Annotated in this window: 11 protein-coding genes; 7 read left to right on the top strand and 4 right to left on the bottom strand. The window is 71.7% G+C overall.

From position 1 onward, the window contains the following. Window positions 1-235: 235 nt before the first annotated feature. Window positions 236-1,876, bottom strand: coding sequence for a protein kinase domain-containing protein (locus AC07F3_RS13950; protein WP_479113704.1), 1,641 nt, complete (start codon window positions 1,874-1,876; stop codon window positions 236-238). A gap of 323 nt (window positions 1,877-2,199) precedes the next feature. Between AC07F3_RS13950 and AC07F3_RS13945 the strand changes: the two genes are divergently transcribed. Next, complete coding sequence (locus AC07F3_RS13945; protein ID WP_479113702.1) at window positions 2,200-3,876, top strand: protein kinase domain-containing protein; 1,677 nt, start codon at window positions 2,200-2,202, stop codon at window positions 3,874-3,876. 12 nt (window positions 3,877-3,888) lie between these two features. On the opposite strand, the gene AC07F3_RS13940 is transcribed toward AC07F3_RS13945, so the two are convergent. The 3 genes from AC07F3_RS13940 to AC07F3_RS13930 form a co-directional block, all read right to left on the bottom strand. After that, on the bottom strand, window positions 3,889-4,902 hold the full coding sequence (locus AC07F3_RS13940) for a phosphotransferase (RefSeq protein WP_479113700.1): 1,014 nt from the start codon (window positions 4,900-4,902) through the stop codon (window positions 3,889-3,891). 15 nt (window positions 4,903-4,917) lie between these two features. Then, window positions 4,918-5,334 carry a pyridoxamine 5'-phosphate oxidase family protein gene (locus AC07F3_RS13935; RefSeq protein WP_479113698.1) on the bottom strand — a complete coding sequence of 139 codons (417 nt, stop codon included), beginning with the start codon at window positions 5,332-5,334 and terminating at the stop codon, window positions 4,918-4,920. 120 nt (window positions 5,335-5,454) lie between these two features. Further along, on the bottom strand, window positions 5,455-6,117 hold the full coding sequence (locus tag AC07F3_RS13930; RefSeq protein WP_100575501.1) for a response regulator: 663 nt from the start codon (window positions 6,115-6,117) through the stop codon (window positions 5,455-5,457). Between the two features lie 386 nt (window positions 6,118-6,503). On the opposite strand from AC07F3_RS13930, the gene pdhA reads away from it, so the two are divergent. The 6 genes from pdhA (at window position 6,504) to AC07F3_RS13900 (ending at window position 13,558) form a co-directional block, all read left to right on the top strand. Then, on the top strand, window positions 6,504-7,655 hold the full coding sequence (pdhA, locus tag AC07F3_RS13925; RefSeq protein ID WP_479113696.1) for a pyruvate dehydrogenase (acetyl-transferring) E1 component subunit alpha: 1,152 nt from the start codon (window positions 6,504-6,506) through the stop codon (window positions 7,653-7,655). A 2-nt stretch (window positions 7,656-7,657) separates the two neighbouring features. Beyond that, window positions 7,658-8,638: an alpha-ketoacid dehydrogenase subunit beta gene (locus AC07F3_RS13920; RefSeq protein WP_479113694.1), complete on the top strand. Its 981-nt coding sequence runs from the start codon at window positions 7,658-7,660 to the stop codon at window positions 8,636-8,638. An 11-nt stretch (window positions 8,639-8,649) separates the two neighbouring features. Beyond that, a complete protein-coding gene (locus tag AC07F3_RS13915; protein ID WP_479113692.1) occupies window positions 8,650-10,059 on the top strand; it encodes a dihydrolipoamide acetyltransferase family protein in 1,410 nt (469 codons plus the stop codon). 366 nt (window positions 10,060-10,425) lie between these two features. After that, window positions 10,426-11,448, top strand: a complete 1,023-nt coding sequence (locus tag AC07F3_RS13910; RefSeq protein WP_479113690.1) for a hypothetical protein — start codon at window positions 10,426-10,428, stop codon at window positions 11,446-11,448. Window positions 11,449-11,606: 158 nt separating this feature from the next. After that, window positions 11,607-12,269: a GntR family transcriptional regulator gene (locus AC07F3_RS13905; RefSeq protein ID WP_479113688.1), complete on the top strand. Its 663-nt coding sequence runs from the start codon at window positions 11,607-11,609 to the stop codon at window positions 12,267-12,269. Then, entirely contained in the window at window positions 12,266-13,558 is a 1,293-nt protein-coding gene (locus AC07F3_RS13900; protein ID WP_479113686.1) for an MFS transporter, read from the top strand. The genes AC07F3_RS13905 and AC07F3_RS13900 overlap by 4 nt, the downstream gene beginning before the upstream one ends. Window positions 13,559-13,571 lie beyond the last annotated feature (13 nt).

Genomic DNA, 13,571 nt, shown 5'->3' with positions numbered 1-13,571 from the left:
CGTCACACGGGGCGAGTTGCCCGGCATCCCGGGAGCCGCGCCGGGTGCGCCGAATGGGCCGGGTCCCGGACTCCCGTCCGCCCGGCCCGCCTTCCGCACGCGCGGGCCGGGCGGGCGGAGTCCGGGGGCCTGCGCACGCCCTCGGACCCGTCGGGCCGCTCGGGCCCGCACGGCCTCCGCACGCGCCGAGGCCCGGCACCAGGGGTGCCGGGCCTCGGTGACGAGCCGTACGGGGTTACTGCGCGGGCGCGTTGCCCGACGAGATCTGGAGCGTGAACTGCGCGTTCTTCTTGTCCACGTCCACCCCGGCCGCGGGGAACTGGGTGACCACCACGTCCTGGCCCCACTGGCCGTTGTCGACCGTCTCGGTGTTGACCTTCCAGCCCGCGGCCTGGATGCAGGACTTAACCGACAGGATGTCCTTGTACGAGAAGTCCGGCGCCTGGACCTTGCCCGGGTCCAGCGTGGAGGTCTGGGGCGAGGTGCACTTCTCGGTGTCCATCGTGCGGTCCCGCTCCGGGCCCTTGTGGCCCGCGGGCGCCGCCGAGCTGCTGGCCTTGGCGTTGCCCCCGGTACCGCCCGAGTCGTCCTTGTTCATCACCACGGCCGTGATGAGACCGCCGATCGCGAGCAGCGCCACCGCGATCGCGCCCACGATCACCGGGGTGTTCCGCTTCGAACCGCCGGAGGACGACGAGGACGTCTGCGCCGGGGAGATCGTGTACGGCGGCGGCGTCTGGGACGCCATCGGGGCGGGCTGGTGCTGCGCGGCCTGCGGGTAGCCGTACGAGGGCTGCGGCTGCGGGGTCGGCGCCGGGGTGGGCGGGCCGTAGGGGCCCGCCTGGTACGGCGTCTGCACACTGCCCTGCATGCCGGGCGCGGCCTGCGAGTCGAGCGGCGGGAAGACCGTCGCGCCGACGCCGGTGCCGCTGGCGGCCGGGGCGCCGCCGGTGATGACCGGGGCCGCGCCCATCTGGCCCGCGGACGCGATCCGCAGGATCTCGTCGTGCATGGCCTGGGCGCTCGGGAAGCGCTCGTTCGGGTTCTTCTTCAGCGCGCGGGCGACCAGCGCGTCCACGGCCGGGGTGATCGACCGGTTGACCGAGGACGGCGCGACCGGCTCCTCCTGGACGTGCGCGTACGCGATCGCCAGCGGAGAGTCCGCGTCGAAGGGGATCCGCCCGGTCAGCAGCTGGAAGAGCATGATGCCGACCGAGTACAGGTCGGAGCGGGCGTCCACGCCGCGGCCGAGCGCCTGCTCGGGCGACAGGTACTGGGGGGTGCCGACGACCATGCCGGTCTGGGTCATGGAGGTGACGCCGGACTGCATGGCGCGGGCGATGCCGAAGTCCATGACCTTGACGATGCCGCGCTTGGTCATCATCACGTTGCCCGGCTTGATGTCCCGGTGGACCAGGCCCATCTCGTGGCTGACCTCAAGAGCGGCGAGCACGTCGGCGGTCACCTTGAGGGCCTTGTCGGCGGGCATCGCGCCGTACTGCTGGATGTCGCGGTGCAGCGTCGAGCCGAGCGGCTCGCCCTCCACGTACTCCATGACGATGTAGGGCATCACGCCGTCCGCACCGGCGGAGCCGTTGAACATCACCGTGTCCTCGCCGGTGTCGAAGACCGAGACGATGTTGGTGTGCTGGAGCTTGGCGACGGCCTGGGCCTCGCGGCGGAACCGCTCGCGGAACGACTGTTCCCGGCCGAGTTCCGTGTGCAGCGTCTTGATGGCGACCTGGCGGTCCAGTGCGGAGTCGTACGCGAGGTACACCGACGCCATGCCGCCCTCGCCGAGGAGGTCGCGCAGCTGGTAGCGCCCGCCCGCGATGGAACCGCCCGCATAGCGGCCGTGTGCGCCGTCCTGGCTCATGACTGTGCATCCCCCTTGGCGCGGTGGCCAGTGATGATCCTCGATTTTTCAGGCCAAGTCTGCCCGAGGGGTCACGCACGTCAAGCCGAGTGCCCGTTCCGTGACCGTACGCACGGGAAGAGTCTCGCAAGCGTTACAGGACCGGCATCGAAAACGTACGGGATTTGCATGGGTACACACGGAACCGATTGGATGGCCGGTCCATCCCGGACCGGCGCCCCGCGCGAACGCTGTAGCGTGCACTACTGCACAACCAGCGGAAGAGCACGACGGAAGACCGTAAGGAAGACCGCGGACGCGGCCAGATACGACGGCGAGGACTGATGGCACCCGAACCCGACGGAAACGGCGCCGGGATGGCCGATGCGCAGGACCACGAGTCGTGGGTCGGCGGACTCGTCGGCGACGGCCGCTACCGTCTCACCCACCGGCTCGGCCGCGGTGGCATGGCGGAGGTGTTCGCCGCCGAGGACGTGCGCCTGGGCCGCACCGTCGCCGTGAAGCTGCTCCGGGCCGATCTCGCCGAGGACCCGGTGTCCAAGGCGCGCTTCACGCGTGAAGCACAGTCGGTGGCCGGACTCAACCACCACGCGGTCGTGGCGGTGTACGACTCCGGTGAGGATTTCGTGGGCGGTCAGACCGTCCCGTACATCGTCATGGAGCTCGTCGAGGGCCGCACCATCCGCGACCTCCTGGTGGACGCCGACGCCCCGCCGCCGGAGCAGGCGCTGATCATCGTCTCCGGGGTTCTGGAGGCGCTGGCCTACTCGCACCAGCACGGCATCGTGCACCGCGACATCAAGCCCGCCAACGTGATCATCACGGACACGGGCGCGGTCAAGGTGATGGACTTCGGCATCGCGCGGGCCCTGCACGGCGCGCAGTCGACGATGACCCAGACCGGCATGGTCATGGGCACGCCGCAGTACCTCTCGCCCGAGCAGGCGCTCGGCAAGGCCGTCGACCACCGCTCCGACCTGTACGCCACGGGCTGTCTGCTGTACGAACTCCTCGCGCTGCGGCCCCCGTTCATCGGTGAGACACCGTTGTCGGTGGTCTACCAGCACGTCCAGGACATGCCGGTGCCGCCGTCCCAGGTGGCGCACGTGGCGCCGCCGGAACTCGACGGCCTGGTCATGCGTTCTCTCGCCAAGGACCCGGACGACCGTTTCCAGTCCGCCGAGGAGATGCGCGGCCTGGTCCAGTACGGGTTGCAGATGCTCCAGGCGCAGGGCGGCCACACCGGCACCTGGAACACCGGCCCGGTCGAGCTGATGCACGACGGCGCCCACACCCCGGCGATGGGCACCACCGGCGCGACGACGGCCATGGGCCACCCCATGCACGGGGAGACCTCGCAGTTCGGCGGCCCGATCCTGCCGCCGGTGAACCCGAACGACGGCGGTTACGACGGCTACGACCACGGCGGTCGCAAGCAGGGCGGCGGCCGCGGCAAGATGGTGCTGTTCGTGGTGCTCGCGATCATCGCGATCGCCGCGGGTGTCGCCTTCGCGCTGAGCGCGGCGAAGGGCTCGGGCGGCGGCGGAGGCGGGACCAAGAACTCCCCGTCGCCGAAGGTCTCGCCGTCCCTGTCCCAGTCGGACACCCCGTCGACCCCGGACACCCCGGGCACCAGCTCGGGCCAGTCCTACAGCAGCAGCTCGAACGGCAACGGCGAGTCCCCCTCCCAGCACCGCTCGCGCTCCGCCTCCCCGTCGCCGAGCAAGTCGCACTCCTCGCACTCCCCGGGCACCAGCCAGGGCACGACGTCGGGTACGGACCAGGGCACGAGCGAGGGCACGACGTCGGGTACGGACCAGGGCACCAGCGAGGGCACCTCGACGGGTACGAGCAAGGGCACCAGTCAGGGCACCTCGACCGGGACGAGCACCGGCACCAGCCAGGGCACGACCACGGGCACCAACCAGGGGACCACGACGGGCACCAACACCGGCACCTCCGCCGGTGCCGGCGGCTCCAGCGCGAGCCCCGGGCACTGACCGGAGGGCGCCTCAGCCCGCGAAGGCCTCGCACACCGCCTCGTACTCGCGGGTCCACCAGACCGCAAGGGCCGATGCCGCAGGAAACTGCGGGTCGGCCCTTCGGTCGTGCAGCTGGTAGCGCCAGCGCAGGATCCAGAAGTCGTTGAGCCGCTCCCACCACACCCGGTGCACCGCGGCCGCCAGCTCCTCGGCGTCGGCCCCGGCGGCCCGCCGGTAGGCCCGCGCGTACGCCCGCACCTTCGCCAGCTCCAGCTCGCCCGAGGGGCGTACGAAGAAGATCACGGCGGCCCGGACCGCCTCCTCGGCGCGCGGCTGGACGCCGAGCCGGTCCCAGTCGACGATCGCGGCGGGCTCGGCCGAGCGTCCCTCGCCCCGGTACAGCAGGTTCAGCGGGTGGAAGTCGCCGTGCACCCAGGCGCCGGTGGCCGGGGCGGCGGGGCGGCGGTGGGCGTGCAGGCCGAGCAGTGCGCGCCGCTCCAGGAGCCGGTGTTCGGCGAGTTCGTCGAAGGCGTCCCGGGGCTCGTGCCTGCGGGCCCGCGCCACCAGGTCGTCGATGAGCGCGAGGGTGTCGGCGGGGTCGGCGCTGTGGTGTTCGGCCTGCGGAACGTCGGGCTCCATGACCTGGGCCAGGCAGGTGTGCACGAGGCCGAGCAGCGCGCCGAGCCGGCGGGACTCCACGGCGCAGAGCTGGGCGCCGTGGCGGTGGCGGCCCTGCACCCAGGGGTGCAGGGCGTAGCAGTGGCCGCCGATCACCACGACGGTGTCGCCGTCGGCGTCCGGCACGGGCGGTGCGACGGGCACGCCGAGGGCCTGGAGGCGTTCCGTGGCCCGGTGCTGGCGGGCGATGGCCTCGCGGTCGCCGTCCAGATGGTGCTTGAGGAAGTAGTCGCCGCGGGTGGTGGCGATCCGGTAGCCGCGGTTCAGCAGGCCCTGGGCGACCCGTTCGCAGGAGAGGGGCTCACCCGGGGTGGCGTAGCGGCGGAGGAGGTCGCCCACGGGTGGAGTTGCAGATGAGCGCGGCACTCTTCAGATGTTAGATCACGCAACGTGCTTGAGTTGTCGCTCTTTGGAGTAGTCCAGCGAGTGAACGGTCACGAACTGGGGTTCGATCCGCATGTACACGGGGTCGAAGGGTTCCCCGTCCACCTCGCGCGGGGCCGTGCCGAACAGTTCCAGCTCCCGCGCGGTCGGCTCGAAGCGCTCGGCGGTCCCGGTGAACTGCACCGACCACACGTCGAGTTCGCCCGAGCTGAGGTTGTCCGCGCCGTAGGCGACCACGCTGCCCACGCAGGCGTGGTGGTACCCGAGGCCCGCGTGCAGGCGCAGCAGGACGCGCCCGTCGACCACCACGTGCCGGGCCGGGGCGACGAAGGGCAGGGCGCGCATGCTGGTCGCCACCCGGCCGTAGGGGACGCGGCGGAGCAGCTCGATGGCGCGGGCTTCCTCGAAGGACATGCCCCCACTCTCGTGGTCCGCCGCGGCCCGGGTAAGAGCCCGGCGCCCCGCACGTCCGGGCCGTAGGTCCCGAATGAAACGGGGGCGCCCCTGTCGGCCGGAGGGCTCAGCGGCGGGGGCTCAGTGGTTCTTCTCCGCCTGGATCCGGGCCACGTACGCGGCGGCCTGGGAGCGGCGCTCCATGCCGAGCTTGGACAGCAGCGAGGAGACGTAGTTCTTGATCGTCTTCTCGGCGAGGTGCAGACGCTCGCCGATCACGCGGTTGGTGAGGCCCTCGCCGATCAGGTCGAGGATCTTGCGCTCCTGCTCGGTGAGGTTGGCCAGGCGGTCGTCGCCCTTGCTCTTGCCGCCGTCGCGCAGCCGCTCGAGCACGCGGGCGGTGGCCACCGGGTCGAGCAGCGACTTGCCGGCCGCGACGTCGCGCACGGCCGTCAGGAGCTCGCTCCCGCGGATCGCCTTGAGGACGTATCCGGAGGCCCCCGCCATGATCGCGTCGAAGAGGGCCTCGTCGTCCGCGAACGAGGTGAGCATCAGGCACTTGATGTCCTCGTTCTGCGAACGGATCTCGCGGCAGACCTCGACTCCGCTGCCGTCCGGCAGCCGGACGTCGAGCACGGCGACGTCGGGGCGGGTGGCGGGAATCCTGACCAGGGCGTCGGCCGCGGTGCCGGCCTCGCCGACCACTTCGATGTCGTCCTCGACGGAGAGCATTTCGTGGACGCCGCGACGGACCACCTCGTGGTCATCGAGCAGGAATACGGTGATTTTGCCTGTTTCGCGCACGGAATCAGTCTCACACATTCATCCGAAGGACGCCGGAGAGTGCCATAAGTGACCCCTTCCCGAACCTGCGCGGCCGGGATAACGTGCCGTTGTTCCGGCGGCCTGCAAGGCTGTGACCAGCGACTGTTCCCTACTTTCTCGATTTACTTGGAAATCCAAGCAAAATCGCAGGTCAAGTGGGGTTTCGCAGTAATGCGCAGCACTGGGTAACGTGCCTTTGGCAGGGCGCTCGCCGGGGCACCTGTCACGCCTGATCCCCGGCCGAGCGCGCACACCCCCGTGCACTTGAGACGGACAGGCGAGCCTCCCCCAAGCTCTGGTCGAGCCGGGGGGACCCCCAGGCTCACCGGCGAACCCGGGAGCCGGACAGACGGAGGAGCACGCACGTGACCGTGGAGAGCACTGCCGCGCGCAAACCGCGACGCAGCAGCAAGCGCACCGCCGGCGCCGGCGCGAAGAAGGCCGCCGAACCCGAGCTCGTACAGCTGCTGACGCCCGAGGGCGAGCGGGTCGAGCACCCTGACTACGACATCGACCTGAGCTCCGACGAGCTGCGCGGCCTCTACCGCGACATGGTGCTGACCCGGCGCTTCGACGCCGAGGCCACCGCGCTGCAGCGGCAGGGCGAGCTGGGGCTGTGGGCCTCGCTGCTCGGCCAGGAGGCCGCGCAGATCGGATCCGGGCGTGCGCTGCGGGACGACGACTACGTCTTCCCGACCTACCGCGAGCACGGCGTCGCCTGGTGCCGCGGCGTCGACCCGACGAACCTGCTCGGCATGTTCCGTGGCGTCAACCACGGCGGCTGGGATCCGAACAGCAACAATTTCCATCTGTACACGATCGTCATCGGCTCCCAGACGCTGCACGCGACCGGTTACGCGATGGGCATCGCCAAGGACGGCGCCGACAGCGCCGTGGTCGCCTACTTCGGTGACGGCGCCTCCAGCCAGGGCGACGTCGCGGAGGCGTTCACCTTCTCCGCCGTCTACAACGCCCCGGTCGTGTTCTTCTGCCAGAACAACCAGTGGGCGATCTCCGAGCCCACCGAGAAGCAGATGCGGGTGCCGCTCTACCAGCGCGCCCAGGGCTTCGGCTTCCCCGGTGTCCGCGTCGACGGCAACGACGTGCTGGCCTGTCTGGCCGTGACCAAGGCCGCCCTGGCGCGGGCCCGGCGGGGCGAAGGTCCCACCCTGGTCGAGGCGTTCACCTACCGGATGGGCGCGCACACCACCTCCGACGACCCGACGAAGTACCGGGCCGACGAGGAGCGCGAGGCCTGGGAGGCCAAGGACCCGATCCTGCGCCTGCGCGCCTACCTGGAGAGCGCGGGCCACGCGGACGCCGCGTTCTTCGAGGAGCTGGAGAGCGAGTCGGAGACGCTGGGCAAGCGGGTGCGCGAGGCGGTGCGCGCCATGCCCGACCCCGAGCCGATGGCGATCTTCGAGAACATCTACGCCGACGGCCACGCGCTGGTCGACGAGGAGCGCGCCCAGTTCGCCGCCTACCAGGCGTCGTTCGCCGACGGGGAGGGCAACTAGCCATGACCGTACAGAAGTTGCCGATCGCCAAGGCGATCAACGAGTCGCTGCGCAAGGCGATGGAGACCGACCCCAAGGTCCTGATCATGGGCGAGGACGTCGGCAAGCTCGGCGGTGTCTTCCGCGTCACCGACGGCCTGTTCAAGGACTTCGGCGAGGACCGGGTGATCGACACCCCGTTGGCCGAGTCCGGCATCGTCGGCACCGCGATCGGCCTGGCCCTGCGCGGGTACCGGCCCGTCGTGGAGATCCAGTTCGACGGCTTCGTCTTCCCGGCGTACGACCAGATCGTCACGCAGCTGGCCAAGATGCACGCCCGCGCGCTCGGCAAGATCAAGCTGCCGGTCGTCGTGCGCATCCCCTACGGCGGCGGCATCGGCGCGGTCGAGCACCACAGCGAGTCGCCCGAGGCGCTGTTCGCGCACGTGGCGGGCCTCAAGGTGGTCAGCCCGTCCAACGCGTCGGACGCGTACTGGATGATGCAGCAGGCCATCGAGTCCGACGACCCGGTGATCTTCTTCGAGCCCAAGCGCCGCTACTGGGACAAGGGCGAGGTCGACACCGAGGCGATCCCCGGCCCGCTGCACAAGGCCCGTACCGTGCGCGACGGTTCCGACCTGACGCTGGTGGCGTACGGCCCCATGGTGAAGGTGTGCCTGGAGGCCGCCGCGGCCGCCCAGGAGGAGGGCAAGTCGATCGAGGTCGTGGACCTGCGGTCGATGTCCCCGATCGACTTCGACGCCGTCCAGGCCTCGGTCGAGCGGACCCGCCGCCTGGTCGTCGTCCACGAGGCGCCGGTCTTCTACGGCGCCGGAGCGGAGATCGCCGCCCGGATCACCGAGCGGTGCTTCTACCACCTGGAGGCCCCGGTGCTCCGGGTCGGCGGCTACCACGCCCCGTACCCGCCGGCGCGCCTGGAGGAGGAGTACCTGCCGGGTCTCGACCGGGTGCTCGACGCCGTCGACCGCTCGCTGGCGTACTGAGGGAAATGGTCGTGACGACAATGACTGAGAACGCAGCCCGCTACCGCGAGTTCAAGATGCCGGACGTCGGCGAGGGGCTCACCGAGGCGGAGATCCTCAAGTGGTACGTCCAGCCCGGCGACACCGTCACCGACGGCCAGGTCGTGTGTGAGGTCGAGACCGCGAAGGCGGCCGTCGAACTCCCCATCCCCTACGACGGCGTGGTGCAGAAGCTCCACTTCGAAGAGGGCGTGACGGTGGACGTCGGCACGTCCATCATCACCGTCGACGTGGCCCCGGGCAGCCCGCCCGAGCCGTCGGCCCCGGCGCAGGCGCCCGCCGAGGCGCCCGCGCCCGCCGCCGAGCCCGCCGAGCCCGCCGAGGACGGGGCGCCCAAGGGACGCCAGCCCGTCCTGGTCGGCTACGGCGTCTCCGAGGCGTCGACCAAGCGCCGCCCGCGCAAGGGGGCCCAGGTCCCCGAGCAGGCCCCGGCCGAGGCCCTCTACGCCGTGCAGACCGAGCTGAACGGCCAGGTTCCCGCCCCGGCCCGCCCGCTCGCCAAGCCCCCGGTCCGCAAGCTCGCCAAGGACCTCGGCATCGACCTCGCCACCGTGGTGCCGACCGGCCCCGACGGCATCGTCACCCGCGAGGACGTGCACGCGGCGGCGGCCCCGGCGGCCGAGGCCGCCCCTGTTTCACGTGAAACAACTCCCGCTCCGGCGGCGGTCGTTCAGGCCGAAGCCCGCGAGACGCGGATTCCCGTCAAGGGCGTCCGCAAGGCGACCGCGCAGGCCATGGTCGGCTCCGCGTTCACCGCGCCGCACGTCACGGAGTTCGTGACGGTCGACGTGACACGGACGATGAAGCTGGTCGAGCAGCTGAAGTCCGACAAGGACATGGCGGGCCTGCGGGTCAACCCGCTGCTCCTGATCGCCAAGGCGCTGCTGGTGGCGATCAAGCGCAACCCGAACGTCAACGCGTCCTGGGACGAGGCGAACCAGGAGATCGTCCTCAAGCACTACGTGAACCTGGGCATCGCGGCGGCGACCCCGCGCGGTCTGATCGTCCCGAACATCAAGGACGCGCACGCCAAGACACTGCCGCAACTGGCCGAGTCTCTGGGCGAGTTGGTGGCCACCGCCCGCGAGGGCAAGACGTCGCCCGCGGCGATGTCGGGCGGCACGGTGACCATCACCAACGTCGGCGTGTTCGGCGTGGACACCGGGACCCCGATCCTGAACCCGGGCGAGTCCGCGATCCTCGCGGTCGGTGCGATCAAGCTCCAGCCGTGGGTCCACAAGGGCAAGGTCAAGCCCCGCCAGGTCACCACGCTCGCGCTCTCCTTCGACCACCGCCTGGTCGACGGCGAGCTCGGCTCGAAGGTCCTCGCCGACGTGGCGGCGGTCCTGGAGCAGCCGAAGCGGCTCATCACCTGGGGCTGACCGCCCCGCTCGACAACCCGGCCGCCCCGCACGGCAGTCGGCCCCGGCCCCCGCCGCGTCCCAGGACGCGCCGGGGGCCGCGGCATGTCCGCCCGTCGCCCGAGTGGACAGCTCCGCGGGCCGGGCGGACAGTGGTGGCAGGGGCGGCGCGTGCTGCTCGCGCGGTGACCCGGGGCGTCCGGGGCCCTGGGGGTCTGTCACGCCCTCGTGACATGGAACGGACGCTTCTCGCACAGGCGATCCATAGATTTCTTCTTGCAGCCCCGCCCAGCCTCAACGGCCCCACCCGACAGAGGAGGCGGCATGCAACCTCTCCTTCTTTCTCGCCTTCCGGCCGCCCGGCCGCCCTGTGTCTCGGAGTCGTTCATGTCGACCTACGCCCCTTCCCGCCGCCGCACCGCCCTCCGCGCCGCCGTCGCCACCGCCGCGCTCGCCGGAGCCCTCCTCGCCCCGGCCGCCGCCTTCGCCGCCACCCCGGCACAGGCTCCGGCCGCGGTCTCCGCCACCGGCCAGTCCTCCAACCCCCGTTACGACGGCGAGAAGGTCCTCGTCTACAAGGACGCCACGCACGGCGTGCTCGCGGTGCTGCGCAACGGGCCCGAGGGCCCCGAGGCCTGGTTCCGCGCCGTGGGCCCGAACTGGAAGCCGGGCGACGTCTGGGCCGTGCGGGTCATCGCCGGCGTGAGCCGCTCGCAGCCGACCGACACCGCCAAGGAGTACGTGGTCGGCCTCAAGGCGCAGCTGCTCGACGCCTCCAGCGCCACCCCGCGGGTGAAGGTCACCTCCCCCGACGGCACGTCCAAGACCTACGACCTGCCGCAGGGCAAGCCCGCCGCCAAGCCCGGCACCCCCGGCGCGACCGGCGTCTCGGCCAAGGACTGCACCGTCACGCAGAGCGTCTCCATCGGCGCCGGCACCTCCGCGGTGCTGACCATGAGCCCGAACGGCCCGACGGCCACCTTCCAGGACGGCCCGGGCAACCCGGTGCCGAGCCTCGGCAAGCTGGACCGCAAGCACCCCAAGCTGCCCGAGTCGGCCGGCATCTACGCCGAGATCCTCAACCCGTACGGCGCCGCGCCGCAGCTCAAGTCCAAGGTCGAGGGCGGCGTCGGCTCCCGGTACGCCTTCCAGGACTTCCCCAAGCTGCCCAAGGGCTGCAAGCTGAACGGCACCACCCCCGCCAAGACGCCGTCCGCCGCGCCCTCGGCGAACACCTCCGGCCAGACCTCGGTGCTGCCCAAGGGCGGTGTCGCGGCCGGTGCCGAGCTCGCCGGGGCCAAGGAGCAGTCCGGGGCCACGACCGCGCTGGTCGCGGGTGGCGCGGGCCTGGCCCTCGTGGGCGGAGCGGGCTACCTGGTGGTGCGCCGCCGCGCGGCGGGCCGCGCCTGATCCTCCGGCCCCTGGGCCCCGACTCCGTACCCCCTGCCCCCTGCCCCCGGTCGCCGTGCGCGACCGGGGGCAGGGGCGTTTCGGCGGGCGCGCACGCGGCCGTCCCGCGATCCGGACGGTGCTTTCTGATGCACCCCTGTTGTATCTATCCTGTGCGCATGCCTTCCGCCCCGGCCCCCGCCACCAAGCAGCCGCCCGCCGCCGACCGCGTCTACCTGCACGTCAAGCAGGCGGTGCTCGACCGCCGGTACGAGGGCGGCACCCTGCTCACCGAGGGAGAGCTGGCCGAGGCGGTCGGGGTGTCGCGGACGCCTGTGCGCGAAGCGCTGCTCAAGCTCGAAGTGGAAGGGCTGATCAAGCTCTACCCGAAGAAGGGCGCCCTCGTGCTCGCCGTCTCCGCGCAGGAGACCGCCGACGTGGTCGAAACCCGGCTGCTCGTCGAGGAGTTCGCGGTGCGCCGGGCCGTTCCCGCGCCGGAGCGGCTCGTCGCACGCCTCCAGGAACTGCTCGCGGAGCAGAAGGCGCACGCCGCCGCGGGCGATCTGGCCGCCGTCGCCGTCAGCGACCGCTGCTTCCACGCCGAGATCGTGCGCAACGCCGGGAACGAGATCCTGGCCCGGCTCTACGACCAGATGCGGGACCGCCAGCTGCGGATGGGCGTCGCCGTCATGCACGCCCAGCCCGACCGCATCGCCAAGAACATCGCCGAGCACGAGGAGATGCTGGACGCGATCAGGGACGGCGACGGCGAACGGGCCGCGCACTGTGTGCGCCAGCACCTCAGCTGGGTCAAGGTCCTGGTCAGGGGGGACGACCGATGAGCTCCGCGACGCAGCCGCGGCCGCTGGGCGGGCGCCGGGCCGCGTTCGTGTGGGGCATCGGCGTCGGCGTCTACTTCGTCGCCGTCATCTTCCGCACCTCGCTCGGCGTCGCGGGCCTGGACGCCGCCGACCGCTTCCACGTCAACGCCTCGGCCCTGTCCACCTTCTCGATACTCCAGCTGCTCGTGTACGCGGGCATGCAGATACCCGTCGGCCTCATGGTCGACCGGCTCGGCACCAAGAAGGTGCTGGTGCTCGGGACCGTCCTGTTCACCGTCGGACAGCTCGGCTTCGCCCTGTCGCCCTCGTACGCCACCGCGCTCGGCTCGCGGGCGCTGCTCGGCTGCGGCGACGCGATGACCTTCATCAGCGTGCTGCGGCTCGGCTCGCGCTGGTTCCCCGCCAAGCACGGCCCCATGATCGGGCAGGTCGCCGCGCTGTTCGGGATGGCCGGCAACCTGGTGTCCACGCTCGTCATCTCCCGCGCGCTGCACGGCGTCGGCTGGACCCAGACCTTCGCGGGCAGCTCGCTCGCCGGAGTCGCCGTCCTCGTCCTGCTGCTGCTCTTCCTGCGCGACCACCCCGAGGGCCACGAGCCGCCGCCCGCGCACCACGCCGGGGCCGCGTTCGTACGCCGCCAGATCGCCGAGTCGTGGCGCGAGCCCGGCACCCGGCTCGGGATGTGGGTGCACTTCACCACGCAGTTCCCCGCGATGGTGTTCCTGCTCCTGTGGGGGATGCCGTTCCTCGTCGAGGCGCAGGGCCTGGACCGGGGCACGGCGGGCGGACTGCTGACCCTTGTGGTGCTCTCCAACATGGTCGTGGGCCTCGTGTATGGCCAGCTCATCGCCCGCCACCACGCGGCCCGGCTCCCCCTGGCGCTCGGCACCGTGGGAGCGACCGCTCTCATGTGGGCCGCCACCATCGCCTATCCGGCCGCCCACGCGCCGATGTGGCTGCTCGTCAGCCTGTGCGTGGTGCTCGGCGCGTGCGGGCCCGCCTCGATGATCGGCTTCGACTTCTCGCGCCCGGCCAACCCGCCCGAGCGCCAGGGCACCGCGTCCGGCATCACCAACATGGGCGGCTTCATCGCCTCCATGACCACGCTGCTCGCGGTGGGCGTGCTGCTCGACGCGACCGGCGACAACTACCGGATCGCCTTCTCGTCGGTGTTCTTCCTCGAGGCCCTGGGCCTGGTCCAGATCCTGCGGCTGCGCGTGCGGGCGCAGCGCCGCGAGCGGGACCGGCTGGTGGCGAGCCGGGTGGAGGCCGTGCACGTCCCCGTGTAGCGGGCCGCGGCCC

The organism is Streptomyces sp. NPDC045846 (assembly GCF_056431605.1).
Note: the sequence above shows the minus strand (reverse complement) of the source record. Positions and strands in the feature narration are given on the sequence as shown.